Source organism: Stenotrophomonas sp. GSD10, assembly GCF_056172695.1.
Map to the genome: position 1 here is coordinate 2,879,089 of NZ_JAOCMC010000002.1, position 25,057 is coordinate 2,904,145.

The window sequence follows — 25,057 nt, forward strand, 5'->3', positions numbered from 1 at the left end:
TAGAGTCGAGCTTGCTCGACTGCGCTGTGAAGGCAGTCGAGCAAGCTCGACTCTACAACCGCAGCGCATCCGTCGAGCACGCTCGACGCTACCACCGCCGGTCAGCGCATCAGCACCACTTCCTCGGCCGAGGTCGGGTGGATCGCCACGGTGTCGTCGAACTGGGCCTTGGTCGCGCCCATTTTCACCGCCACCGCGAAGCCCTGCAGGATCTCGTCCGCCGCCTCGCCGAGCAGATGGATGCCCACCACCCGCTCTTCCGGGCCGGCACAGACCATCTTGAACAGGCTGCGCTGGGTACCGTTGGCCAGCGCCTGCAGCATTGGGCGGAAGCGGCTGTGGTACACGCTCACCTGCTCGAAGCGCGCACGCGCCTCTTCCTCGCTCATGCCCACCGCGCCCAGCGGCGGGTGCGAGAACACCACACTGGCCACGTTCTCGTAATCCATCTTCGATTGCGGGCGACCACCGAACAGGCGATCCATCAGGCGCCGCGATGCGGCCACCGCCACTGGGGTCAGGCCGACCTTGCCGGCGATGTCGCCGACCGCATGAACGCTCGGCACGCTCGTGGTCTGCCATTCGTCCACTTCCACCTGCCGGTGCTCGCCGATGCCGATACCGAGTGCTTCCAGGCCCAGGTCACGACTGTTGCCGCGGCGACCGGTGGCGAAGAACACCGCATCGAATGCGTTGTCGAGCGGGCCGTCACTGCCGAACGCACGCACGCGTTCGCCGTCGCGCCGCAGTTCGCGCAGGCGGTAGTCGAAATGGATGCGAACGCCCTGCTGCTTCAGGTTCTCGGCCAACTGATCGGTCAGTTCGTAGTCGAAGCGCTCCAGCAGCCGCTGGCCGCGCACCAGCAGGCTCACCTTGCTGCCCAGTGCCTGCAGCAGGCCAGCCAGCTCTACCGCGATGTAACCGCCACCAATGATTGCAACCTCGGCCGGTGCCACGCGCAGATCGAAGAAATCATCGGAGACCAGGCCCAGTTCCGCGCCGGGAATGTCCGGGCGCAGCGGGTGCGCGCCGGTGGCGATCAGGATGTGTTCGGCGCTGTAACGCACGCCATCGCTGCAGGCCACGGTGTGCGCGTCGAGCAGATGGCCGCGTGCCGGGATGCGCACCACGCCGGTTTCATCCAGGCGCTTGTGATAGCTGGTGTGGATGTTGCTGATGTAGGCCTGGCGATGGATCACCAGTTCCTTCCACGACAGCGACGGGCGTGCCTCGACATCGAAGCCCATCGCATTGGCCAGGCCGATGCGCTCGTGCAGGTCGGCCGCCAGCCACATCGCCTTCTTCGGCACGCAGCCAACATTGACACAGGTACCGCCCAGCTCGCCGGGCTCCAGCATCGCCACGCGCTTGCCATGCTGCGCGGCGCGGATCGCACCGGCCAGGCCGGCGGAGCCGCCGCCAAGGACGATCAGGTCGTAATCATAGGGTGCAGTGCTCATCGGAATCGCTCGGGTCGGTAAGGGGCGGGATCGATCGCGGGTGTGCGGCCGCAGACCAGATCGGCAATCAATTGGCCGGTGCCGGCGCTCATGCTGATGCCGAGCATGCCATGCCCGGCTGCAAGCCAGACGTGAGGATGTGCGGGCGCGCGGCCGATCAACGGCACGTCGTCCACGCTCATGGGACGCCAACCGCACCACTGTTCCTGCAGCTGCGCACCGCGCGGCGCACGCAGGTAATGATCGGCAGCCTGCTGCAGGGCACGCAGGCGGGTCGTGCGCAGCTGCGGATCGGCACCGGCGAATTCCATGGTGCCGCCCAGCCGCAGCGCGTCGCGCCAGGCAATCACGAACACGGAATGGTCCTTCAGGACCACCGGGCGCTGCGGCACCTGTGACGGTCGCGACCAGGTCAGCGAATAGCCCTTGCCAGGCTGGATCGGCACGCGCAGATCCAGCTGCCGCGCCCAGTGGCGCGACCACGGCCCGGTGGCCAGCACCAGCTCGCGCGCCGACAGGTGCTGGCCACCGGCCTGCACGCGTACACCGTGCGCATCGTCGCTGAAACCGTGCACGTCCTGCTGTTCGTCAATCACCACGCCCTGCGCGCGCAGCACGCGTGCCAGTTCGGCGGTGTAGCGGTCCGGTCGCAGCTGTGCATCACCGGGGAAGTGGATCGCACCGGCAAGCCGATCATGGAAGGCCGGGTTGTCACGCGCGTAGTCGGCGCCACCGATGCTGCGGGTGGCAATGCCCTGCGCGTTCAATGCCTCGCACTCGGCCGCGTACTGGTCGAAGTTGCGCGCATCACCGAACACGTAGTCCAGTCCGCGTGCCTCGAATTCGCAGTCCAGCGCATGCGCCTTCACCCACTGCGCCAGGCGCATCCGCGAATCATTCAACAGTGCGCCGCGTGCCCGCGTGGACTGCAGCCAGTCCCGCGCGTTGCAGCGCGCACCGAACTGCAGCAACCAGCGCCACAGTGTTGGATCCAGCCGCGTGCGCACATACAGCGGTGCGCGCGGGTCGAGCATCCAGCGCAGCGCACGCAGCGGTACACCAGGGGCCGCCAGCGGTGGCGCATGACTGGGCGTGATGGTGCCGCAGTTGCCATGCGAGGTCGCGCCGCCGATGCGTCCACGGTCGATCACCCGCACCTGCCGGCCCTGGGCGCGCAGCGCGAGCGCAGTGGCCAGGCCGATGGCACCGGCGCCCACCACGATCACATCCTCGCGCGCGCCCTGCATCGATCAGCCCTGCCCGGCTCCGCGCTGCATCGGCGGCCATTGCCGGTACGTCATCGCGCGCCACAGCCATTCCATCGGGCCGAAACGGAAGCGCCGCAGCCAGGCGTGCGAAATGCCCACCTGCACCGCAAACAGCGCCAGCGCGAACAACAGCTGCACGCTGCGCGGCATCTGCCCGAACGCGCCCAGGCCGTAGTGATAGAACAGCCAGGTGCACAGCAGCGACTGGCCCAGGTAGTGGGTCAACGCCATGCGTCCCACCGGCGCCAGCCACGCCAGCCGCGCGCGCCAGTGCACGATCCAGGCCAGGTAGCCCAGACACATCGGCAGACCGCCCACCGTCACCAGGGCCATCGCGGCGGTGACCGGCAGGTCATAGGCACCCGGTGCCAGATACGGCTTCCAGACAACCCCCAGCAGCGTGATCACCAGACCGAGCGGCAGCGCCACCCAGCGCAACACTGCGTACAACCGCACGAAGCGCTCCGGCGTGGCCAGTGCGCCGCTGCCGGCAAACCAGCTGCCGATCAGGAACATGCCCAGCACTTCCGGGCCGGTAATCAGCAGCGCCCCCATCGACGATCCGAACTCGCCCAGGCGCTGCGCGTTGGCCTGCATCCAGCTGCCCTGCCCGTACACCAGGCGCTGCTGGGCGATCTCCTGCTGCGCGTCGGCGAGCATCTTCTGCAGGTCCTCCACCGGCGCCATCGAGACCATCGCCCCGACCAGCAGCATCATCGCCACGCCGCCCAGATAGACGATCACGCCCATCCACGGCAGCCAGCTGCGCGGCGCCTCGCGGCAGGCCAGCAGCGGCAGCGAGACCAGCGCGTACAGCACCAGGATGTCGCCGGACCAGACCAGCAACGCATGGCACAGGCCGATCAGCAGCAGGCCGGCACTGCGGCGCAGGTAGAACGGGGTGAATGCACGCCCGGCCACCTCGGCGCGCTGCGCCATCACCGCGAAGCCAGCGCCGAACAGCAGCGAGAACAGGGTGAAGAACTTGCCCTGCACGAACACATAGACGAACGCATCGGCCCAGTAGTCCAGGCCCTGCCAGTGCGTGTCGATACCGGTGAAGGCCAGGTCCAGCGGTCCGCTGAAGGCCTCGATGTTCATCAGCAGGATGCCCAGCAGCGCGGCACCGCGCAGCACATCCAGCACCGCGATGCGTTCGCTGGAAGCCAGCGGTTGCAGGGAAGGAGAAGCGGCGTTCACGGGGCGTCCGTCGGGCAGGTCCGCCATTATGCCGCCGGCCCATGCGCCATGGATGGCCGCGCCGTGTTCCAGAAACGCAACGGCCCGCCGAAGCGGGCCGTTGCTGCCATCACGATCGCGCAGCGATCAGTGCTGGTGACCGCCGTCGCCGTGGACGTGGCCGTGATCGATCTCTTCCTTGCCGGCTTCACGCACGTCGACGATTTCCACGTCGAAGTGCAGGTCCTTGCCGGCCATCGGATGGTTCAGGTCCACGTCGACCACGCTCATGCCGACCTTCTGCACGGTCACCGCACGCGGGCCGAAGTTGGTCTGCAGCACGACCTGCTGGCCCGGGGCCAGCTTGGTGTTGCCGAAGTGCTTCTTCGGCACGCGCTGGGACAGGCCCTCGCGACGCTCACCGTAGGCATCGGCGGCCTTGACGTCGACGCTGAAGGTCGCGCCGGCTTCCTTGTCCATCATGGCGTTTTCCAGGCCCGGAATGATGTTGCCGTGGCCGATCAGGATCGCCAGCGGCTCGCCGCGGTCCTTGGACGACTCGATCGGCTCCTGGCCGGCTTCGGAAACGGTGTAGTGGAAGCGGACAACGCGGTCTTTTTCGATCTTCATGCGCAACTCTGTCTGGATCTGCCGGAGGCAGGCGGGTTGGGGCGGGTTGTGGCCCGGCGGGGACGCCGCCATCATGACGGCCAATCCAAGGTGGCGCATTATCCGGAGATCATGCACATCACGCCAGTTTCGTCCGGCCCGCGCCGGCTGCTCGCCCCGGCCCTGCTGCTGGCCCTGCCCCTGTTGCTGACCGCCTGCGGCGGCGGCAAGGCCACCCGCCCTGCTCCGCCACCGCCAACCGCGCACTGGCCGAAGACCGTGCCGGACAACCCCGAGGCGGCCAATTCGGTGCTGATGCGCGCCATCAGCCTGGTCGGCACGCCCTACCGTTACGGCGGCAACACCCCCGATTCGGGCTTCGACTGCAGCGGCCTGGTGGCCTACGTCTACCGCGAGATGCTGGACCTGAAGCTGCCACGTACCTCCCGTGACCTGGCCGCGGTACAGGGCCCGAAGATCGACCCGCAGCGCCTGGCCACCGGCGATCTGGTGTTCTTCGGCAGCCGCGGCAACGTCACCCATGTCGGCATCTACGTGGGTGAAGGACGTTTCGTGCACGCCCCGAGCACCGGCGGCACGGTCCGGCTCGACTCGCTCAGTGGGCCTTACTGGAAGGACCACTACACGGGGGCGAAACGCGTTCTTCGCTAAAATGAACAGGCGATATGTTCAAAACTGTGACGCCCATCACCATGAAACTAACGGATTACTAACGGAATTTTTAACTTATCCGCGCTTTTACAGGGCATGATGCCCCATCGTTTTTTTCCTGTGACCGACGCGTGACGACTGACGACCTGAAAAGCGAAGGCCAGACTTCCGTATCTTCACGTGGTGCCCGCCCGCTGTTGCTTGGCCTGGCACTGTGCCTGACCAGCCTTCCGGCCTGGTCACAGACCGCTCCGAACCGCTCCTCCGATGTGACCCCGGCCCCGGTGGCCGAGAGCACCGCCCGACCGGCCGCCAAGGCCGAGGCTGCCGCTCCGCAGCGCAGCCGCGTCGATGCCGCCGCCAGCGCGACACTGGCTGCCCTGCTGCCGCACCTGGCCGCCAACGACACCATTCCGCTGATGGACCGCTCGGCCGTGGTGGCCGGCGATCTCAGCCGCCTGCTCGCCAACTACGACACCAGCAGCGCCGCCAATGGCAGCGTTGTCGGCACCGCCGCCGACAATGGCAAGGTGCAGTCGCTGCTGCGCCGCGCGATGACCCTGCTGGGCACCCCGTACCGTTGGGGCGGCAGCAACCCGGACAGCGGCTTCGACTGCAGCGGCCTGGTCGGCTACGTGTTCCGTTCGGCGCTGGGTATCGAACTGCCGCGCGTGTCGCGCGAGATGGCCCACGACGACAACGCCGAACTGATCAACGACCGCACCGCGCTGGCCGCGGGCGACCTGGTGTTCTTCGGCCGCAAGGGCCGCGTCGACCACGTCGGCATCTATGTCGGCGATGGCCGCTTCCTGCACGCACCGAGCTCGGGCAAGGACGTCCGCGTGGACACCCTGCTCAGTGGCTACTGGGGCAACAAGTTCATGCAGGCCCGCCGGGTCGACCTCTGACACCCGCTGGCGCCACCGCGCCGCCTGAGAGACGAAAAGCCGCTGCCCTGCAGCGGCTTTTTGTTTACGCCCCCGGTGGTGCCGACCCTGGTCGGCACCGCGCCAGCTACCCCGGTGGGTGCCGACCGTTGGTCGGCACAGCGCCAGCTGCCCCGGTGGGTGCCGACCGTTGGTCGGCACGGCCGCCGTCCACGCATGGCGTGGATCTACCGGAACAAAACAAAAGGCCCGCCGGTCAGGGCGGGCCTTCCATCACCACCACGCAGCCTCAGCCGCGCGGCGGCGTCGGGTCGGGGTCATCCACGCCGACATTGCTGGACGGGTTGTCATACACCGCCTGGTCGAGCAGCCCGGTCTCCTTGGCCACGATCACCGGCACCAGCATCTGGCCCGTCACATTCGTCATCGTGCGCATCATGTCCAGGATGCGGTCGATGGCATACAGGTAACCGATGGTCTCCAGCGGCAGGTTGGCCGCGCTCAGCACCACCGTGGCCATGATCACGGCGGTGCCCGGTACGCCGGCGGTACCGAAGCTGCCCAGCACCGAAGCAATCAGCACCACCACGTACTGTTCCGGGGTCAGCGGCACGCCGCTGTACTGCGCGATGAACACCGCGCACAGGGCCGGATAGATCGCACCGCAGCCGTCCATCTTGATGCTGGCACCCAGCGGCACCGCGAACGAGCCGTAGTCCTTGTTCACCCCCAGGTTGTGGGTGATCGAACGCAGCGCCACCGGCATCGCCGCGAAGCTGGACGAGCTGACGAACGCCACCTGCATGCCCGGCGCGGCGCCACGGAAGAACTTCAGTGGGTTCAGGCCGTGCGCCATCAGCAGCGCGCTGTAGACCACCACGATGTGCAGCGCGCAGGCCACGTACAGCGCCAGCACGAAATGCCCCAGCGGCAGCAGCTTCTCGAAGCCGTAGCTGCCGACCAGGCCGGCGATCAGGCCGAAGGTACCGATCGGGGTGACTTCCAGCACGAAGCGGGTCACCTGGATCATGATGTCGCTCATCTGGCCGACCAGCTTGCGCGCCTCGGTCACCTTCTCGCCCAGCTTGACGATGGCAAAGCCCACCAGGCCGGCGAAGAAGATCACCGGCAGGATCGAGCCGCGGCCAGCCGCCAGCACGGTCTCACCGGCGGCATTGACCTTGGTGCCGATGCCGGACAGCGCGTAGAAGACATTGGCCGGCACCACGTCCAGCAGCACCTCCACCACGCTGGGCACTTCGCGCGGCACGTAGTTGCTGGCCATCGACAGCTGCAGGCCACCGGCGCCGGGCTGCATCACGGTACCCACGGCCAGGCCCACGCACACCGCCAGCGCGGCGGTGATCACGAACCACAGGAAGGTGCGGCCACTGAGCGCGGCGACCGACTTCTGGCCGTGCAACGACGAGATCGCGTTGATGACCGCGAAGAACACCAGCGGCACCGCAATCATCTTGATCAGGGTGACGTACAGCTCACCGAGCGGGCCAAACCACGTTTCCGCGGCCGGGCCGAGCGCCCAGCCGGCCAGCGCGCCGAGCACGAAGCCACCGACCACGCGCTGCCAGAATGGAATCCGCAGCCAGGCAGAGACCAGCTTCATAGGCAATCCAGAGGGGAAGGAAGGGATGCTGGCACGATAGCCCAACCTGGCTCGCGGAACGACCGCCCGGCCGGCAAATCAGTGTGTCATCGGCGTGCCTTGCAGGGCCGGGCATAATGAACGTCCCGTTACAGTTTGTGAGATCCCAGCGTCCATGCGCCGTTCCGTCTCCCTGTTGGCCGCCTGCGCCACCACCCTGCTGCTCGGCGCCTGCGCCAGCACCACCCCCGCCTCTGCCCCGGCCGGCCTGAAGGTCGCCGTCGCTCCCGTCGCCCACCCGGCTGGCGAGACCCCGCAGTGGTGGTACCGCAGCGGCGCGGCCCAGGCCGCGGCCAACGGCGCGATGTCCGGCAAGGCCAAAAACGTCATCCTGTTCCTCGGTGACGGCATGAGCCTGACCACCGTGGCCGCCTCGCGCATCTACGAAGGCCAGCGCAAGGGCGGCTCGGGCGAGGAGAACCTGCTGTCCTGGGAGCGCTTCCCGGCCACGGCGTTCAGCAAGACCTACAACACCGATTCGCAGACGCCGGACTCGGCCGGCACCATGACCGCCATCACCACCGGCGTGAAGACCCACATGGGCGCGATCGGCGTCAGCGCCGGCAGCCGCACCGACTGCGCCGACAGCCTGTCCAAGGGCCTGCTCACCTGGCTGCAACTGGCCGACAGCGCCGGCTTGGCCACCGGCGTGGTCTCCACCGCGCGCCTGACCCATGCCACTCCGGCGGCGACGTATGCGCACTCGCCCGAGCGCAACTGGGAAAACGACACCGACCTGACCGACGCGGCCAAGGCCGCCGGCTGCAAGGACATCGCCCAGCAGCTGCTGTCGACCTCGCGCTATGGCCGTGGCCCGCTGGTCGCCCTCGGCGGCGGCCGTGGTGAATTCACCACGGTGGAAGAGCGCGATCCGGAGTACGACGACAAGGTCGGCCAGCGTCTGGACGGCCGCAGCCTGGTGCAGGAATGGCAGCAGGCCCATCCGCAGGGCGCCTACGTGTGGAACAGCAAGCAGCTGGCAGCCGCAGCCAACGCGCCGGCCATCCTGGGCCTGTTCGAGCCGGACCACATGCGCTACGAATACGAGCGCCCGCAGGATCCGGCCGGCGAGCCGAGCCTGGCCGAACTGACCGCCGCAGCGATCAAGAACCTGGCCCAGCACAAGGAAGGCTATGTGCTGATGATCGAAGGCGCGCGCATCGACCACGCCAACCACAGTGGCAACGCCTACCGTGCGCTGACCGAAACGGTGGCGCTGTCCGATGCGGTGCGCGTGGCCAACGAACTGACCTCGGCCGATGACACGCTGATCATCGTCACCGCCGACCATTCGCACACGCTGAACTTCGTCGGCTACCCGGCGCGCGGCAACCCGATCCTGGGCAAGGTAAAGGACAAGGGCGGCGAAGACGGCGCCGGCAAGCTCGACTACGCCCTGGATGGCAGCGGCCAGCCCTATACCACCCTGACCTACGCCAACGGCCCAGGCCACACCGGCGCCAGCAACCAGCAGCCGGCCGGCCCCAAGCGCTACCCGCACAACCCGAGCAGCTTCGAACCGGCCAACGGCCGCCCGAACCTGCGCGAGGTCGACACCGAGCATCCGGACTACATGCAGGAAGCGCTGGTGCCGATGAAGTCCGAGTCGCACGGCGGCGAGGATGTCGGCATCTGGGCGCGTGGCCCGGGCAGCAAGGCGATCCGTGGCACGCTGGAACAGAACGCGATCTACCACATGATCGTGCAGGCCACCCCGGCCCTGCGCGAACGCCTGTGCCAGGCCGGCACCTGCGACGACAAGGGCGTGCCGGTGCAGCTGCCGGCACCGACCGCGTTCGAGCGCAAGGCCGAGGACAAGTGACCCTGCGGCAGGCCCGCCCTGCCCGCGCCGGCGGCCGCTTTGCGCGGTCGCTGGCCCTGTTCGGGATGGTGGCCAGTGCCAACACGCTGGCACAGGCACCGGCGTGCAAGCTGCTCACCGACGAACACGGCCTGTGGCCGCTGCCCAACTGCGAGGTGGTCGATCACCGGCCGAAGATCCAGCCGGACACGCTGAAGGACCTGAATTTTGATGATCACGGCCTGGCCGTGGTGTATGCCGACCAGGGCTTCCATTACGTCGACCGCAGCGGCCGCAGCCTGCCGGTGCTGACCTGGGACAACGGCCCGGAAACGCCGGAGGAAGGCCTGCTGCGCGGGCGCGTGGGCAATCGCGTGGGCTACTTCGATCTGACATTCCGCCAGGTGGTGCCGGGCACCTTCGATTTCGCCTGGCCGTTCCGCAACGGCGTGGCCGAGGTCTGCAACGGCTGCCGTCGCGGCACGCCGGATGGCGATGGCCATACACCGATGGAAGGCGGCGAGTGGTTCCGCATCGACCGCGCGGGCCGTCGGGTGAAGTAAGGTTTTCGGCAGGGCTGCGCCCTGCACCTGCTACGAGCAACAGCAACAGCCAAAGCGGCTCTGGTTTTCTGTGAGTTGGGCGGGGCGGTGTGGGTGGGCAGGACACGCCGTAAACCCCGCTCCGCGGTCCGGCCCAGCCGCTAGCGGCTGGGCGTTCGGGCGCTTGCGAAGCAGTGCTTCGCAAGCAAAGCTCCCTCACCCATGGGGGCTCGATGGCGCCATCCATGGCGCCAACGGCCCTGCCCACCCACACCGCCCCGCCCCTGACAGATTTCCGGTGACGGCTGGACCATCCACGCTTTGCGTGGATCAGATCTGTGAGAGATCGAATTGAATCCGGGGTCAGATCCGTTTTCCGCAGGAAAACGGATCTGACCCCATCGGCATTTCCGACAGCTCGCAGGAAACTGTCGAAGGCGGGGTGGGTCCGGTTGCGGGAGTGTCCGCGGCATGGATGCCGCGGCCAAGCCCCAAGGACGGGTTTACGGCGTCTCCCGCAACCGGACCCACCCCGCCAACCTTCAGGAAACCAGCTTCTGCCGTTGCTGTTGCTCTGGCTCGTAGCGGGTGCAGGGCGCAGCCCTGCCAAGTAAACCCCACCCTATACTTGCCACCGTGACCGCCTTACCTGCCCTCGTTCCGCTGGATGCGCCACTGCTGGTGGGCTACAGCGGCGGTGTCGACTCGACCGTGCTGCTGCACTGGCTGTGGCGCTGCGCCCAGGCCTCTGCCACGCCGCTGCGTGCGGTGCACGTGCACCACGGCCTGCAACCGGCCGCCGATGACTGGGTGCGGCATTGCCAGCAGCAGTGCGCAGCGCTGGGCGTCGAACTGGCCGTGCACCACGTGCAGGTTGATCTGCACCCTGGCCTCGGCCTGGAAGGCGCGGCGCGCCAGGCACGGCGCGCCGCGTTCGCCGCCGAACTGCGCGACGGCGAAACACTGGCGCTGGCACAGCACCAGGACGACCAGGCCGAGACCTTCCTGCTGCGTGCGCTGCGCGGTTCCGGCGTCGATGGCCTTGCCGCGATGGCCGAGCACAGTCAGCTCGGTGCACACCGCCTGTGGCGCCCGTTGCTGCACGCACCGCGCAGCGCGCTGCTCGACTACGCCCGGCAACACGCGCTGCGCTGGATCGAAGACCCCAGCAACAGCGATGACCACGCCGATCGCAACTTCCTGCGCCTGCACGTACTGCCGCTGCTGTGCCAGCGATGGCCGCATGCCGCTGCGGCATTGGCCGGCAGCGCGACGCACTGCGGGCAGACCCGCGAACTGCTGGACGAAGAAGACGCCGAACTGATCGCACACCTGGAAGTCGCACCACGCGTGCTGTCGCTGCAGCTGCTGCGCCAGGTTTCGCCGGGACGTGCCGCGCGCGTGCTGCGCGCCTGGGTGCTCGGTCACGGCGCCCCGCCGCTGCCGGCCACGGTGCTGCAGCAGGCGCTGGAAGAGCTGCTGCCGGCAGCCAATGACCGTCAGGCACAGGTACGCTGGCACGACCATGCGATCCGGCAATGGCGCGACCATGCCTATCTGCTGCCTGCGCGGCTGCCGGGTCTGCCCGCCGACTGGCAGGTGACATGGGATGGCCGCGCGCCATTGGCGCTGCCCGACGGCGGCCAGCTGCGCCTGCGGGGTGCCAGTGCTTTCGAGCAGCCGCTGCAGGTCCGTGCGCGGGTGGGTGGCGAGCGCATCCTGCTCCCCGGCCGCCAGCAAGCCCATGCGCTGAAGGACTGTCTGCAACGCGAGCACCTCGCGCCGTGGCGACGCGCGCAGCTGCCGCTGTTGTTTGCGGACGGGCAACTGCTGGCCGCCGCCGATGTGGTCATCAGCGCGCCCTTGCAGGCATGGCTGCTGGCCCGGGACGCGCAGCTGCAATGGCGTCCCGGCGGTTGGTGAATTGACCCCCGCGCGCAGCCCGTCCACACTTGCCGCATGGCCAAGAAGTCCCCCGAAAACGCCTCCCCGGTCGCCCAGTTCGAGCAGTCGCTTGAATCGCTGGAGCAGCTGGTGGAGCAGATGGAAACCGGCGAGCTGAGCCTGGAAGCTTCGCTCAGTGCTTACGAACGTGGCGTCGGCCTGTACCGGCAGTGCCAGCAGGCGCTGGAGCAGGCGGAACTGCGCGTGCGCCTGCTCAGCGATCCGGCCCAGCCGGAAACGGCCGAGCCCTTCGATCCGCCCAGCCATGACGGCTGAGCTGCTGTTCGCGCGCTGGCGCGACCGGATCGAAAGCCAGCTCGATGCCGCCCTGCCCTCACCCGCCGAAGCGCCGCAGCGCCTGCACCAGGCCATGCGCTATTCGGTGCTCGGCGGCGGCAAGCGCATGCGCCCACTGCTGGTGTACGCCAGTGGCCAGCTGTTCGGCGCGCAGGCCGAAACCCTGGATGCGGCGGCGATGGCGGTCGAACTGATCCACGCCTATTCGCTGGTGCATGACGATCTGCCGGCGATGGACGACGACGCACTGCGCCGTGGCAAGCCGACCACGCACATCGCCTTTGACGAAGCCACGGCGATCCTCGCCGGCGACGCGCTGCAGACCCGCGCCTTCGGCCTGCTGGCCGATGCACCGCTGCCGGCCACCCTGCGCGTGGCTTGCCTGCAGACCCTGGCGCATGCGTCCGGTGCGTCCGGCATGTGCGGCGGGCAGGCCCTGGATATCGATGCCACCGGCCAGCAGCAGTCGCTGGCGGCACTGACCCGCATGCACGCGCTCAAGACCGGCGCGCTGATCCGCGCGGCGGTGCGCATGGGCGCGCTGTGCGGCCAGGCCCACGAGCCGCAGTTGGCCCAGCTGGATCATTTCGCCGACGCGCTCGGCCTGGCGTTCCAGGTGCGCGACGACATCCTCGATGTCGAAGCCAGCTCCGAACAGCTGGGCAAGACCGCCGGCAAGGACCAGGCACAGGACAAGAGCACCTTCCCCGCGCTGCTCGGCATGGACGGCGCCAAGGCGCAGCTGCGTGAACTGGCTGCGCGCATGCAGTCCAGCCTGGCCGGCTACGGCGAAGAGGCCGATGCGCTGCGTGCGCTGGCGACGCTGGCGGTGGAACGCGATCACTGATCGCAGCCACGCTGCGCGCTCGCCGCGCGTGGCCCGGTGCGAGCACCAACAAAAAACGCCCGGCAGTGCCGGGCGTTTTCAGCTCCACATGCGGACGGTCTTACTTGACCAGGCGCAGCGCGAACGGATAGCGGTAGGCTTCGCCGTTGTTGGCCTTCACCGCCGCGATGATGCAGAACACCAGGTTCAGGATGCCGACGATCGGCGCCAGGATGCCGCCGATGATCACGATGGTCAGCACGATGCAGATCAGCATCGCGATGGTGATCGTGATCTGGAAGTTCAGCGCTTCCTTGGCCTGGTCGGTGACGAAGGCCTTGCTGGCATCATCCTTGTTGATCAGCCAGATGATCAGCGGGCCGATGAACCAGGTGAAGATGCCCAGCAGGTGGGCAGCCAGGGCCATGGTGCGCTGGTCGGCCGGCGCATTGGTGGTGGCCGGCGGCGGCGGGACGTTATCGAATTCACTCACGACAAAACTCCTTTTCATTGGGTGGTCTTGACCCACCAGCACCAGGCTGATTGCGTCAGGCGGGGATAGCTTACGCCATCAACGCCATCAATCATTACCGGCGATCGTCATTCGTCCAAGCAGGATCGAGCCGGTCCGGATGTGCGAGCGGGGGTCGACGTCGCTGCCAACGGCCTCGATGCTGCTGAACATCTCGCGCAGATTGCCGGCGATGGTGATGCCATCCACCGGGTACTGGATCTCGCCGTTCTCGACACGGAAGCCGCCGGCACCGCGCGAATAGTCGCCGGTCACCCCGTTCACGCCCTGCCCCATCAGCTCGGTCACCAGCAGGCCGCTGCCCATCCGGGCGGCGATCTCGTGCAGCGAGCCGGCATTGGCGGCCAGCTGCAGGTTGTGCACGCCGCCGGCATTGGCGGTGGTCTGCAGGCCCAGCTTGCGCGCCGAGTAGCTGCCCAGCACGTAGCGCTGCAGCACGCCGTCACGCACCAGCGCCGAGGCGCGGGTGGCCACGCCATCACCGTCGAAGGCCGCCGAACGCAGGCCACGGCGCAGGTGCGGCAGTTCGTCGATCTGCATCCACTCGGGGAACAGGCGCTGGCCGACGCTGTCCAGCAGGAAGCTGGCCTGGCGGTACAGCGCGCCGCCGGACACGGCCGTCAGCAGGTGTCCCACCAGGCTGCGCGCCACTTCCGGGGCAAACAGCACCGGCATGCTGCCGGTCGCCAGCGAGCGCGGCTGCAGGCGGGCCACGGTGCGCTCGGCGGCCTGGCGCCCGACCCGGCCCACGTCCTCCAGGTCCTCGCGGGCCAGCGCGCTGGTGTACCAGCCGTCGCGCTGCATGCCATCCCCCTGGCCGGCGATCAGCGCACAACCGATCGAATGATGGGTACCGCGCTCGCGGCCGATGAACCCATGCGAATTGGCGTACACCGACAGGCTCTGCATGCTCGACACCGAGGCGCCGTCGGAGTTGCGGATCTGTGCGTCGGCCTCGCGCCCGGCGTTTTCGCACGCCAGCGCCAGGTCCACCGCCTCATCGGCCTGCAGCGCCCATGGGTGCCAACTGTCCAGTTCCGGGAAGTGGGTGGCCATCAATGCGGCCTCGGCCAGGCCGGCGGCGGGGTCGTCCTCGGTATGCCGGGCGATCGCGCAGGCCTGCTCGACGGTGGCCGCCAGGCTGCTCTCGTTCAGATCACCGGTGCTGGCACTGCCCTTGCGCTGGCCGAAATAGACGGTCACGGCGATACCGCGGTCACGGGTGGACTGCACGGTCTCCACCTCACCCAGGCGGACGTTGACATCCAGGCCGCGGTCCTCGCTGCAGCTGACTTCGGCCTGGCTGGCGCCCAGCGCGCGGGCGCGGTCGAGCAGCTGCTGGGAAAGGTCGGCCAGCCGTTCCAGGCGGGCCGGGCTGTCGTCACCGACGGCGACTTCAGGGGCGATCACGTTCAATGCTTTATCCTGTGCAGGTTGGGCCCGGCATCACGCCGGGCGACTTTTTTGAAAGCAGGTGTGGACGATGCGCGGACGCGACGAAGAAACCGGTGAATTCCTTGACAAAAGCCGCAAGCAGAAGCGCGGCGAAGCCCTGGAAGTACTGGCCCTGGGTGAGAAGCTGGTGTCGCTGACCCCGGCCCAGCTGGCGCGCCTGCCGATTCCGGAGGACCTGCTGCCGCATATCGCCGAGTGCAAGCGGATCACCGCGCACATCGCCCACAAGCGGCAGCTGGCGTTCCTGGCCAAGCACATGCGCCGCGAGGACGAGGCCACGCTGGAGGCGATCCGCGATGCGCTGGACGCCAACAGCGAAACCGGCCGCCGCGAGGTGGCGATGATGCACCGCGTGGAAGACTGGCGCGAGCGCCTGCTGGCCGACGGTGACACGGCGCTGGCCGCGCTGCTGGACGACTACCCGCAGGCCGACCGCCAGCAGCTGCGTACGCTGGTACGCAACGCCCAGGCCGAGAAAGCGAAGAACAAGCCGCCGCGCGCCTACCGCGAGATCTACCAGGTGCTGCGCGGGCTGATGCTGCCGGCCGCGCTGGGCCTGAAGACGGCCGGCGGCGACGACGCCGACGACACGGTCGACGACGCCGACACGGACTGAGTCCGTGTCGGCCAGGGCGCGGGCCGCGGCCATGGCCCGGCTCAGGCCTGGGTACCGCCGACGGTGATGCCCTCGATCAACAGCGAGGGCTGGCCAACACCCACGGGCACGCTCTGCCCGTCCTTGCCACAGACGCCCACGCCCTCATCGAGGGCGAGGTCGTTGCCGATCATGCGCACCTTCTGCATGGTTTCCGGGCCGTTGCCGATCAGCGTTGCGCCCTTCACCGGTGCGGTGATGCGGCCATCCTCGATCAGGTAGGCCTCGGTGGCCGAGAACACGTACTTGCCGCTGGTGATGTCGACCTGGCCGCCACCGAAGTTCACGGCGTACAGGCCCTTCTTCACCGAACGGATCATCTCCTGCGGATCGTGCTGGCCGGCGCGCATGTAGGTGTTGGTCATGCGTGGCATGGTCAGGTGCGCGAAGGATTCACGACGTGCATTGCCGGTGGGCGCCATGCCCATCAACCGCGCATTGAGGCTGTCCTGCATGTAGCCGACCAGGATGCCGTCCTCGATCAACGTGGTGCACTGGGTCGGATGACCTTCATCGTCGATGTTCAACGAGCCGCGACGCCCGTCGAGGGTGCCGTCGTCGACGATGGTCACCCCCGGCGCCGCCACGCGTTCGCCGATGCGCCCGGCATAGACGCTGGTGCCCTTGCGGTTGAAATCGCCTTCCAGGCCATGGCCGACGGCTTCGTGCAGCAGCACGCCCGGCCAGCCCGGGCCCAGCACCACCGGCATCACCCCGGCCGGGGCCGGTACGGCGTCCAGATTCACCAGCGCCTGGCGCAGCGCCTCGCGGGCCAGCGCTTCGGGGCGGCCGCCGGCGAACAGTTCGTCGTAGCCGAAGCGGCCACCACCACCGGAGTAGCCGGACTCGCGGCGCCCGTTGTGTTCGACGATCACCTGCACGTTCAGACGCACCAGCGGGCGCACATCGGCACCCAGCACGCCATCGCTGCGGGCGATCAGCACGGTGTCGACGCCGCCGGACAGGCTGACCATCACCTGCTTCACCCGCGGGTCGGCGGCACGCAGGTAACCGTCCAGGCGCTTGAGCACCTCGACCTTGGCCTCGTTGCCGATGCCGTCGATCGGGTCCAGCGCCGGGTACAGCGCGCGCGCGGTGCCGCGCAGCAGCGAGCGACCCGACTGGGCCCCGCCTTCGCGCGAGATCGCACGTGCCGACTGCGCCGCCGTCAGCAGCGCGTCGGCGTGGATGTCATCGGAATAGGCGAAACCGGTCTTTTCACCGGCGATGGCGCGTACGCCCACGCCCTGCTCGATGGAATGGGCGCCGTCCTTGACGATGCCGTCTTCCACGCTCCAGCTCTCGCGCCGGGCATGCTGGAAATAGAGGTCGCCGAAGTCGACACCCGGGCCGAGCAACTGGCCGAAGGCGCGCTCCAGGCCAGCGGTATCCAGGCCACCGGGGCGCAACAGGCGGTCTTGGGCAAGCGTCAGGGCGATATCAGTCATGGTCTCGATCTGGGGATGCGGGGGCGCTCAGGCAACCCCGTGGGCGGAAGGCCGGGCTCAGCGCGAGCGCGGCAGGTCGGTGACGGTGGGCGGAATGGCCGGTGCCGGCGCCGGTACCGGCGCTGGCGGGGTCTTGTCGCGGCTGCGTTCGATCACTTCCACCTTCGGCTCCTTCCATGGACCGGTCACCTTGTAGGTACGGGCGCCAATCTCGCCCAACGGTTTGGACAATACCGCATTGGTGGCCGCGCCGAGCGCCGCCCCCACCGGGCCACCGGCCACCGCGCCGACCACGGTCAGCAGGTTGCCGGCGCGCGGGTTGACGTCGATGGTCTGGTCGAACTGCTGGTTGCGCAGGTCGGCCTGGCCGCGGATGGTGATGTTCGCCGCCGGGCCTTCGATCAGCACCTTGTCGGTGCGCGCCATGCCCTGGCCGAACTGCATGCGGCCGTCGATCTGGTTGAACGCGAAGCCCTTGGAGAAGAAGTCGCGGAAGTCGAACATCAGGCGGCGTGGCAGCTGGGTGACGCTCAGCAGGCCCAGCACGCGGCCGGCACCCGGTTCCAGCTCCAGCAGCTGGCCGTTGCGTGCATGCAGGTCCAGGCTGCCCTGCAGATTGGCCAGCTGGAAGTCCGACGGGCCGCCACTCCAGGAGGCCTGCAGCTGCGCCTGGCCGGCCCCCGCGCAACTGGCCGCCATAGTCGAGGTTCTGCATCAGCCCGCCCAGGTCTTCACTGCGCACCTGCGCGGTCAGTTCGGTGCGGGCACCGCCGCTGCGGCCCAGCCAGCGGCCGCTGATGTCGATTTCCTGGTCCGGCGCACGGAAGCGCAGCTCGTCCACGTTCAGGCCGTTGGCCAGCGGGCGCGTGCGCAGCACCGCCTGGCCCAGCACCACCTTGCCGAACTTCAGGTCGGCAATGTCCAGCGCGAACGGCGGCAGCTTTGCCGGGTCCATGTCATTGGCACCGGCCTGCACCCGCGCCGGTGCCGGCGTCGCCCCCGGTGCCGCCGGCAGCGATTGCCAGTGCACGCGGTCGAGCTGGCCACTGATGGTGCCGCCTTCGGCGTTGGGCACGGTCAGGCGGCCAGCCAGCGAAGGGCCTTCCAGGCGCACGTCCAGCGCCTGCGCGCCCGGGCGCAGCTGCAAGCGGGTCTGCTCGAACACCCCGCCGATCAGCTTCAGCTGGCCAACCTGCACATCCACTGCGCGCAGCGGCATCGCGTCATCGTCACTGCCGCCGCGTGCCAGGCCGATCCACTCCAGTGCGTCCAGGGTCGGGCTGCGGCCATTGACCGTCAGCCCGCTCGGCGGCGGCTCGCGGTCGACACGGTCGCTGCCGAGCGTGACCTGTACGCCGGTCTGGTTGTTGTGGCTGCGCGCGGCCAGGGCCAGGCGCTGGCCGAACGCCACGTCGATGCGGCCGGCGCCCATCGGCAGCTGCGCCGCCACCGTGGTCGCCAGCGGCTCGGTGGCCGGCTTGTCCAGCGGTGCCGGCAGGTCCAGGCGGGTGCCGACCAGATCCGAACTCAACCGCAGTTCGCTGGGCGGGGCCGGCGCCCCCGGCGCCACCTTGGGCAGGTTCACCGCGATGGTCCACGCCGAGGTGCCATTGATATAGGGCTTGAGCCAGGCCATTTCCGGCGCGCGGTCGATCAGCACCCCGGCATCGAGATGGGCCGACAGCTGCGATTCGAAGGCCTGCCTGCTGTCACGCACATAGCCACCGGCACGCAGGCTCAGGCGGCCGTCCTGGCCGAGATGCCGCACCGACAGTTCCTCGGCATCGAAACCGCCATTGCTGTAGCGCGCCTGCCCATGCATGTTGTCGAACGCCAGCTGGAAGCGCTTGTCGACCAGCTTCACGCCGGCCAGATCGACCGTGCCCTGCAGGTGGCCGCCCCCTTCATCGTGGTGCAGCGGCTGCAGCAGATCGAACGTCACGTGCGCAGGGCCGGCAGCGCTGAGATTGTCCAGGGTGTCGCCGTACTCCTTGTGCAGCGGGCTTTGCCGCAGCATCGCCAGCAGCTTGCCGGCCTCGCTCTGCGCGTCGGCGCGCACATACAGGGGCTGCTGGCCGAAGTCGGCAATGCCCGCTTCGAAGGTCTGCACCGCCACCCCGGCCAGATCACCGCGTCCGCGCATGTCGAAGCCGGGGCCGATGAAGGCGATATCGGCATCGACCTGGCTCATCAACGGCCAGTCATGCTGGAAGCGGATCTCGCCCTGGGTGATGTGGCCGGTGGCCTCGAAGCGGCCATCGTGGTTGTCGAACGGCCAGTCGTCCAGGTCACCGGTGACCAGGCCGACACCGCCGCGTACCTGGCCGCCGGCCAGCGCCATGTCCAGCCAGTCGGTAGCGCCCTTGCTCATCTTGGAATGGATCCAGAAGCGCTTGGCCGCGGTCATCGGCACGTCGTCCAGCTTGGCCGCCAGCTGCAGCCACGGCCGCGTGCCATCGCCCTGGAACCAGACCCCACCGCGCACATCTGCGGCGTAGTCGGTGCCTTCCACGCGCATCGCCGGCGTTCCGATGCGCCAGCCACCGCCTTCGTCACGCCAGCCCACCACCTGCCCCGCCAGGTGCAGATCATGGCGCACGCCAAAACCACTCGGCCAATCGAACTGCAGCTGGCGCTGCGGTTGCAGCTGCAGGCTGAACCCATTGGCATCGCCCTCGAAACGGCCGCCCACGCCGCGCACGCCCGGGGAACCGCCCACGCTGGCAAAGCCCAGCGACTGCAGTTCGCCCTGCGCCCACAACGGGCCGTCGCGTTCGCCGGCCAGCCGCAGCTCAGCGACCTCCAGTTGTGGCCGGGACAGGAACAGCCAGCGACGCAGGTCCGCCGGCAGGCGATCGCTCAGGGCCAGGCCACGCAACGCGGTCCCCGCTTGTGCCGCCGCGGCGCTCACCCGCAGCTGCCTGCCCACCTGCACCTGCAGGCCATCGAGCCGCTGCTCGCCCTCGTCCGTGGTCAGGCGCAGGCGCGGCACCTGCAATGCCCAGCCCTCTGCCTGGCGCTGCCAGCGCAGTCGCGCCTGCACGCGCTGCAGCTGCAGCTGCGGGACCGCCACACCGGGCATCGCAGCGCCCTGCACGCGCACCTCGCGCAGGTCCGAGTCGGTGGTCAGCGCCACCGGCGCGAAGTCGCGCAGGGTCAGCCACAGGTTCAATTCGCCCTTGCCTTCGCGCAGGCGCACGCCGCCGGCCGCCAGCAGTGGCGACCAGGCATGGAAATCAACAGGATCGGCACCCAGCCAGGCCTGGCCGTTGCCATGACGGCGGTCAACGTCCAGCACCGCGGTCAGCGGCAGGGCGTCCGCCTGCGCCCACGCACGCACGCCCACCCGCAGGCGGTCGCCATTGACCCGCAGGCGCAGGTCGATGCGCGGCAAGGTGGCATCGATGCCCAGCTGCGGCGCGTGCACACCCAGCCGGCCCTCGATCACCTGCAGTTCGCCGAGCCGGCGCAGTGCATCCAGCGGGTCACCCCCGCTGCTGGCCTGCGGCAGCCCACGCACCGACCAGCGACCGTCCTGGCCCTGTTGCAGGTCCAACGCCAGGCCGCGCAGGCGCAGCTCGGTCAGCGAACGCCCGGGCAGCAGGCCGCTGTACATCGACACCAGCACCTCGGCCTCGCCGATCGCCAGGCCCTGGCCGGCGCCGATGCGCAGGCCCTTCAGCTGCAGCAGCGGGCCGCGCCGGGTCCAGGCGGTCTGCAGCTGGTCAAAACGCACCGGCTGGCCGGCACGTTCACTCAGCCAGGCAGCAATCCTGTCGGGATGACGCTCGGCCAGCGGCAACAGCTGGCTGAGCGTGCCCACCAGCAGTGCAAGCCCAACCAGGCCCACCGCACAGGCGGCAATGAAATGACGGCGGATCCTTCGCAGTCGCAGGCGCGGTGGCGCGCTCATCGGCCACCGCCGGCCTGCAGCCGGCGAGGATCAGAGCAGAACGACATCGAACTGCTCCTGCAGGTACTGCTCGTCCGCCTGGAAGCGGATGCTCTTGCCGAGGAATTCCTCCAGCTCGGCCACCGCCGAGGACTCCTCGTCGGTGATGCGCGCGACCACCTTGGTCGAAGCGATCACCAGCAGGCGCGCCGCATCGAACTGGCGCACCGCACGGGTGATCTCGCGGAAGATCTCGTAGGTGACCGTCTCGGTGGTCTTGATGCTGCCACGGCCGCTGCACTGCGGGCAGGTTTCCGACAGCTGGCGCTCCAGGCTTTCGACCGTGCGCTTGCGCGTCATCTCCACCAGGCCCAACGGCGAGAAGTCATAGACCGTGGTCTTGGCATGGTCGCGGGCCAGCGCCTTTTCCAGGGTACGCAGCACCTGGCGGCGATGCTCGGCATCGTCCATGTCGATGAAGTCGATGATGATGATGCCGCCCAGATTACGCAGGCGCAGCTGGCGGGCCACCGCCTGTGCCGCTTCCAGGTTGGTGCGGAACACCGTCTCTTCCAGATTGCGCTGGCCGAGGAACGAACCGGTGTTCACATCGATGGTGGTCATCGCCTCGGTCTGGTCGATCACCAGGTAGCCGCCGGACTTCAGCGGTACCTGCTTGTCCAGCGCGCGGCCGATCTCGTCTTCCACGCCGAACATGTCGAAGATCGGGCGGTCGCCGGAATACAGCTCGATCTTCTCGGCCAGCACCGGCATGTACTTGGCAACGAAGGCCTGCAGCTGGGCAAAGGTCTCCTTCGAGTCCACCTTCACCTTGTCCACGTCCTTGCGGATCAGGTCGCGCACCGAACGCAACGGCAGGCTCAGGTCTTCATAGATGATGCTGCACGGCGGCGCTTCGCGGCCGCGCCGCTCGACCACGTTCCACACCCGCGACAGGTAGGCGATGTCCTCGGCGATGGCCTCGGCCGGCTGCCCTTCGGCATTGGTACGCACGATGTAGCCGTAGCCACCATGCTGGGCCGACAGTTCGGTCACCAGCGCCTTCAGCCGCGCGCGTTCGGTTTCATCCTCGATGCGCGCCGACACCCCCACCACCTTCGACTGCGGCAGCAGCACCATGTAGCGCGAGGGAATGCTGATCTGCGTGGTCAGCCGCGCGCCCTTGGTGCCGATCGGGTCCTTCACCACCTGCACCACGATGTCCTGGCCGTCGCGCAGCAGCTCGACGATCGGCACGCTGGCCGGCGGCGGCAGGGTGGTGTTCTCGGTATCGGCACTGGCCACCGGTGCCGGACGCACCACATCGTTGGCGTGCAGGAACGCCGCGCGTTCCAACCCGACCTCGACGAAGGCCGCCTGCATGCCGGGCATGACCCGCTGCACCTTGCCCCGGTAGATGTTGCCGACCACGCCACGGCGCCAGCCGCGCTCGATGTGCAGTTCCTGCAGCATGCCATTTTCGATCACCGCGACCCGGGTCTCGCGCGGGGTCACATTGACCAGGATTTCTTCAGACATCGGCAGCCTCCCTGGCGGCATCGGCAGTAGGAGCCGGCACGCCGCAACGTGCCAGCAGACGATCGGTGTGCAGCAGCGGCAGCCCCATCACGCCGGAGTAGCTGCCGGAAAGGTGTTCGATCCAGCGCTCGGCCCCGCCCTGGATGGCGTAGGCGCCGGCCTTGTCCAGCGGTTCGCCGGTGGCCACGTAGGCGGCGATGTCGGCCGCAGCGATCGGGGCGAAGGTCACCTCGGAAATGACCAGCTCGGTGTCCTCGCCGTCGGCGCCGACCACCACCACGGCCGTCATCACCTGGTGGGTACGCCCGGCCAGGCGTGCCAGCATCGCGCGCGCATCGGCCGCATCGGCCGGCTTGCCGAACACTTCACCGTCCAGCACCACTTCGGTGTCCGAGCCCAGCACCCGCGCCTGCGGGTCGTCAGCCCGCACCCGCGCCAGCCCGGCACGCGCCTTGTCGGCGGCGACCCGGCAGACATAGTGTTCGGCACTTTCAGTCGCCGCGCGCTGCTCGACGACCTCCAGGTCCAGGGCCTGGAAGGGGCGTCCGAGTCGGGCCAGCAGCTGGTTGCGTCGGGGGAGCGGGAAGCAAGATAGAGCATCGGCACAGCATAACCTGAGGCCGCCACCTGAATCGTCGGCAACCCGTTCCGGAATGCGTTCAACCCCGCACGGGCTCACAGCGCGTTCATCGCTACGACACCACCCTCACCGCACAACAAGGAGATCCCATGCGCCTGACCGCCACTCCGCTGCTGCTTGCCCTGTCCCTCGCCCTTGGAACCTCGATGACCGCCCATGCCGCTCCGTCGTCGCCGTCGATCGCCGCCCCGGCCGAAGGCACCCTGCTGAACGTCTCGGCCAACGCCGAAGCCACCCGCGTGCCGGACGTGGCCACCCTGTCGGCCGGCGTGGTCACCCAGGCCGCCGACGGCAACAGCGCGATGCGCCAGAACGCCCAGCAGATGGACAAGGTGCTGGCCGCGATCAAGGCCGCCGGCATCGCCGAGCGCGACGTGCAGACCAGCGGCGTCAGCCTCAGCCCGCAGTACCGCTACGCCGACAACGAAGCGCCGAAGATCACCGGCTACCAGGCCAGCAACACGGTCAGCCTGAAGGTGCGTGACATCGCCAAGCTCGGCAAGGTGCTCGATGCGCTGGCCGCACAGGGCGCCAACCAGATCAACGGCCCCAGCTTCGAGATCGACCAGCCCGAACCGGTGTATGACGAAGCCCGCCTGGCCGCGCTGAAGAAGGCCCAGGCCCGTGCCCAGACCTATGCCAAGTCGCTGGGCCTGCAGGTACGCCGCATCGTCAGCATCTCCGAGAATGCCGGCGGCGGTTACCGCCCGATGCCGATGATGCGCACGATGGCCGCCGGCGCGGCGATGGACAAGGCCACCCCGGTTGCCCCGGGCGAATCCACCGTGTCGGTCAATCTGGATGTGGTGTTCGAACTGGGGCGCTGATCGCGTTCTGGTCTGTAGACAGAGGCGGGCCCCGCAGCGGGTCCGCCTTTTTCATGCCTGTCGGCGGCGCTGGCTGAAGGCCAGCCCAACGATTCCGACCCTGCCTCTAGGCAGTCGCCGTTGCGCCGCGCTACTGATGCACTGCCAGCCGCGTGCGGCAACCCCGCCACGGGCCCTGGTGCGTTGAGGACTTCGTCACTGGCATGGAGGTGGACCATGGTTCGTACGTATCCCGTTGCATCCGCGCATTTCGACCCCGCCCGCGTTGCCGCCTGGAGTGCGGCCATCGCCCTGCATCTGCTCGCGTTCCTGTTGCTGCTGATCCCGGCCACCTACCAGGCCATCACGGCCCTGCCGCGCGACGACACCACGGTACGGCTGATTCCCAGGGAGCTGCCGCCGCCCACCGCGCCGGAACACGTGGACGTGGTGCCGAAGCAGCAGACGGTGCCAAGGCAAACCACGCCGCTGCCGCCGCCGACCGCCACGCTGGAGGAAGCGCAGGGCATCGTCGCCCCCGCCGCCGAATCCGCGCCGGTGCCGCCGGCGCCGACCATCGACCGTTCGACGCCCATGCCCGGCGCCCAGCTGCAGTACCTCAGCGCCCCGCCGCCGGCCTACCCGATCCAGGCCCTGCGCAATCACGAGCAGGGCACGGTGCTGCTGCGGGTGGAGGTGGACGACCGCGGCCAGCCGGTCACGGTGAGCATCGAGCGCAGCAGTGGTTCGCGCACGCTCGACCAGGCCGCCCGCCAGCAGGTGCTGCGGCACTGGCGTTTCGAGCCTGCCCTGCGTGACGGCGTAGCGGTTCCGGCCATCGGCCTGGTGCCGGTGCAGTTCTCCTTGCCCGACTGACCCGGTGGCCGGCCCGGCAGGACCCGGGCCGGCCCCGACAGCGAGCACGGCGGGTCTTTCCCGTCC

19 protein-coding genes and 2 pseudogenes are annotated in these 25,057 nt (G+C 68.7%); 10 read left to right on the plus strand and 11 right to left on the minus strand.

Annotated elements, in window-relative coordinates; genetic code table 11:
* Positions 1 to 101: 101 nt before the first annotated feature.
* The 4 genes from gorA to N4G47_RS13670 all read right to left on the minus strand — a co-directional run bounded on the left by gorA (position 102) and on the right by N4G47_RS13670 (position 4,537).
* Positions 102 to 1,460, minus strand: a complete 1,359-nt coding sequence (gene gorA, locus N4G47_RS13655) for a glutathione-disulfide reductase (protein ID WP_475287784.1) — start codon at positions 1,458 to 1,460, stop codon at positions 102 to 104.
* The gene (locus tag N4G47_RS13660) at positions 1,457 to 2,707 is read right to left on the minus strand and encodes an NAD(P)/FAD-dependent oxidoreductase (protein WP_475287786.1); all 1,251 of its coding nucleotides are present in this window, start codon (positions 2,705 to 2,707) and stop codon (positions 1,457 to 1,459) included. Before N4G47_RS13660 ends, gorA begins: the two co-directional genes overlap by 4 nt.
* Before the next feature lie 3 nt (positions 2,708 to 2,710).
* On the minus strand, positions 2,711 to 3,955 hold the full coding sequence (locus N4G47_RS13665; RefSeq protein WP_475287788.1) for a DUF418 domain-containing protein: 1,245 nt from the start codon (positions 3,953 to 3,955) through the stop codon (positions 2,711 to 2,713).
* A 99-nt stretch (positions 3,956 to 4,054) separates the two neighbouring features.
* Positions 4,055 to 4,537, minus strand: coding sequence for an FKBP-type peptidyl-prolyl cis-trans isomerase (locus N4G47_RS13670; protein ID WP_107231105.1), 483 nt, complete (start codon positions 4,535 to 4,537; stop codon positions 4,055 to 4,057).
* A 111-nt stretch (positions 4,538 to 4,648) separates the two neighbouring features.
* Between N4G47_RS13670 and N4G47_RS13675 the strand changes: the two genes are divergently transcribed.
* Entirely contained in the window at positions 4,649 to 5,188 is a 540-nt protein-coding gene (locus tag N4G47_RS13675; protein ID WP_107231263.1) for a C40 family peptidase, read from the plus strand.
* Positions 5,189 to 5,319: 131 nt separating this feature from the next.
* Entirely contained in the window at positions 5,320 to 6,096 is a 777-nt protein-coding gene (locus N4G47_RS13680) for a C40 family peptidase (protein ID WP_423172578.1), read from the plus strand.
* A 268-nt stretch (positions 6,097 to 6,364) separates the two neighbouring features.
* On the opposite strand, the gene N4G47_RS13685 is transcribed toward N4G47_RS13680, so the two are convergent.
* Positions 6,365 to 7,699: a dicarboxylate/amino acid:cation symporter gene (locus tag N4G47_RS13685; protein WP_475287791.1), complete on the minus strand. Its 1,335-nt coding sequence runs from the start codon at positions 7,697 to 7,699 to the stop codon at positions 6,365 to 6,367.
* A gap of 154 nt (positions 7,700 to 7,853) precedes the next feature.
* Between N4G47_RS13685 and N4G47_RS13690 the strand changes: the two genes are divergently transcribed.
* The 5 genes from N4G47_RS13690 (at position 7,854) to N4G47_RS13710 (ending at position 13,169) form a co-directional block, all read left to right on the plus strand.
* On the plus strand, positions 7,854 to 9,560 hold the full coding sequence (locus N4G47_RS13690) for an alkaline phosphatase (RefSeq protein ID WP_475287792.1): 1,707 nt from the start codon (positions 7,854 to 7,856) through the stop codon (positions 9,558 to 9,560).
* Entirely contained in the window at positions 9,557 to 10,102 is a 546-nt protein-coding gene (locus N4G47_RS13695) for a WG repeat-containing protein (protein WP_475287794.1), read from the plus strand. The genes N4G47_RS13690 and N4G47_RS13695 overlap by 4 nt, the downstream gene beginning before the upstream one ends.
* Positions 10,103 to 10,717: 615 nt before the next feature.
* Positions 10,718 to 12,004, plus strand: a complete 1,287-nt coding sequence (gene tilS, locus N4G47_RS13700; protein WP_475287796.1) for a tRNA lysidine(34) synthetase TilS — start codon at positions 10,718 to 10,720, stop codon at positions 12,002 to 12,004.
* A 36-nt stretch (positions 12,005 to 12,040) separates the two neighbouring features.
* The gene (locus tag N4G47_RS13705; protein WP_006381978.1) at positions 12,041 to 12,301 is read left to right on the plus strand and encodes an exodeoxyribonuclease VII small subunit; all 261 of its coding nucleotides are present in this window, start codon (positions 12,041 to 12,043) and stop codon (positions 12,299 to 12,301) included.
* Positions 12,291 to 13,169: a polyprenyl synthetase family protein gene (locus N4G47_RS13710; RefSeq protein WP_475287799.1), complete on the plus strand. Its 879-nt coding sequence runs from the start codon at positions 12,291 to 12,293 to the stop codon at positions 13,167 to 13,169. Before N4G47_RS13705 ends, N4G47_RS13710 begins: the two co-directional genes overlap by 11 nt.
* A gap of 100 nt (positions 13,170 to 13,269) precedes the next feature.
* Here N4G47_RS13710 and N4G47_RS13715 read toward each other — a convergent pair whose 3' ends face one another.
* Positions 13,270 to 13,641, minus strand: a complete 372-nt coding sequence (locus N4G47_RS13715) for a DUF4870 domain-containing protein (protein WP_040007321.1) — start codon at positions 13,639 to 13,641, stop codon at positions 13,270 to 13,272.
* Between the two features lie 87 nt (positions 13,642 to 13,728).
* Positions 13,729 to 15,096, minus strand: a complete 1,368-nt coding sequence (pmbA, locus tag N4G47_RS13720) for a metalloprotease PmbA (RefSeq protein ID WP_249843293.1) — start codon at positions 15,094 to 15,096, stop codon at positions 13,729 to 13,731.
* 67 nt (positions 15,097 to 15,163) lie between these two features.
* Between pmbA and yjgA the strand changes: the two genes are divergently transcribed.
* A complete protein-coding gene (gene yjgA, locus N4G47_RS13725) occupies positions 15,164 to 15,751 on the plus strand; it encodes a ribosome biogenesis factor YjgA (protein WP_475287802.1) in 588 nt (195 codons plus the stop codon).
* Positions 15,752 to 15,792: 41 nt separating this feature from the next.
* Here the strand turns inward: yjgA and tldD are convergent, their stop codons facing one another.
* From tldD to N4G47_RS13745, 4 genes and pseudogenes are all read right to left on the minus strand, one after another.
* Positions 15,793 to 17,238: a metalloprotease TldD gene (gene tldD / locus N4G47_RS13730; protein ID WP_107231114.1), complete on the minus strand. Its 1,446-nt coding sequence runs from the start codon at positions 17,236 to 17,238 to the stop codon at positions 15,793 to 15,795.
* Positions 17,239 to 17,295: 57 nt separating this feature from the next.
* Positions 17,296 to 21,088: pseudogene (locus N4G47_RS13735) on the minus strand (YhdP family protein).
* A 93-nt stretch (positions 21,089 to 21,181) separates the two neighbouring features.
* Positions 21,182 to 22,669 (minus strand): ribonuclease G, encoded by a 1,488-nt coding sequence (rng, locus tag N4G47_RS13740; RefSeq protein WP_409460311.1) that lies wholly within the window; start codon positions 22,667 to 22,669, stop codon positions 21,182 to 21,184.
* Positions 22,662 to 23,269, minus strand: a pseudogene (locus N4G47_RS13745) (Maf family nucleotide pyrophosphatase). The gene rng and the pseudogene N4G47_RS13745 overlap by 8 nt, the downstream one beginning before the upstream one ends.
* Before the next feature lie 129 nt (positions 23,270 to 23,398).
* Here N4G47_RS13745 and N4G47_RS13750 point away from each other — a divergent pair.
* Positions 23,399 to 24,136 carry an SIMPL domain-containing protein gene (locus N4G47_RS13750; RefSeq protein ID WP_475287806.1) on the plus strand — a complete coding sequence of 246 codons (738 nt, stop codon included), beginning with the start codon at positions 23,399 to 23,401 and terminating at the stop codon, positions 24,134 to 24,136.
* A gap of 216 nt (positions 24,137 to 24,352) precedes the next feature.
* A complete protein-coding gene (locus N4G47_RS13755; protein WP_475287808.1) occupies positions 24,353 to 24,991 on the plus strand; it encodes an energy transducer TonB in 639 nt (212 codons plus the stop codon).
* Positions 24,992 to 25,057 lie beyond the last annotated feature (66 nt).

Bases quoted from the DNA above. Each gene is read 5' to 3' on its own strand.
- N4G47_RS13690 (WP_475287792.1), top strand. From the start codon at position 7,854: ATGCGCCGTTCCGTCTCCCTGTTGGCCGCCTGCGCCACCACCCTGCTG.
- N4G47_RS13685 (WP_475287791.1), bottom strand. From the start codon at position 7,699: ATGAAGCTGGTCTCTGCCTGGCTGCGGATTCCATTCTGGCAGCGCGTG.
- N4G47_RS13660 (WP_475287786.1), bottom strand. From the start codon at position 2,707: ATGCAGGGCGCGCGCGAGGATGTGATCGTGGTGGGCGCCGGTGCCATC.
- N4G47_RS13755 (WP_475287808.1), top strand. From the start codon at position 24,353: ATGGTTCGTACGTATCCCGTTGCATCCGCGCATTTCGACCCCGCCCGC.
- N4G47_RS13670 (WP_107231105.1), bottom strand. From the start codon at position 4,537: ATGAAGATCGAAAAAGACCGCGTTGTCCGCTTCCACTACACCGTTTCC.
- N4G47_RS13705 (WP_006381978.1), top strand. From the start codon at position 12,041: ATGGCCAAGAAGTCCCCCGAAAACGCCTCCCCGGTCGCCCAGTTCGAG.
- N4G47_RS13665 (WP_475287788.1), bottom strand. From the start codon at position 3,955: ATGGCGGACCTGCCCGACGGACGCCCCGTGAACGCCGCTTCTCCTTCC.
- rng (WP_409460311.1), bottom strand. From the start codon at position 22,669: ATGTCTGAAGAAATCCTGGTCAATGTGACCCCGCGCGAGACCCGGGTC.
- N4G47_RS13675 (WP_107231263.1), top strand. From the start codon at position 4,649: ATGCACATCACGCCAGTTTCGTCCGGCCCGCGCCGGCTGCTCGCCCCG.
- N4G47_RS13750 (WP_475287806.1), top strand. From the start codon at position 23,399: ATGCGCCTGACCGCCACTCCGCTGCTGCTTGCCCTGTCCCTCGCCCTT.
- N4G47_RS13710 (WP_475287799.1), top strand. From the start codon at position 12,291: ATGACGGCTGAGCTGCTGTTCGCGCGCTGGCGCGACCGGATCGAAAGC.
- yjgA (WP_475287802.1), top strand. From the start codon at position 15,164: ATGCGCGGACGCGACGAAGAAACCGGTGAATTCCTTGACAAAAGCCGC.
- tldD (WP_107231114.1), bottom strand. From the start codon at position 17,238: ATGACTGATATCGCCCTGACGCTTGCCCAAGACCGCCTGTTGCGCCCC.
- gorA (WP_475287784.1), bottom strand. From the start codon at position 1,460: ATGAGCACTGCACCCTATGATTACGACCTGATCGTCCTTGGCGGCGGC.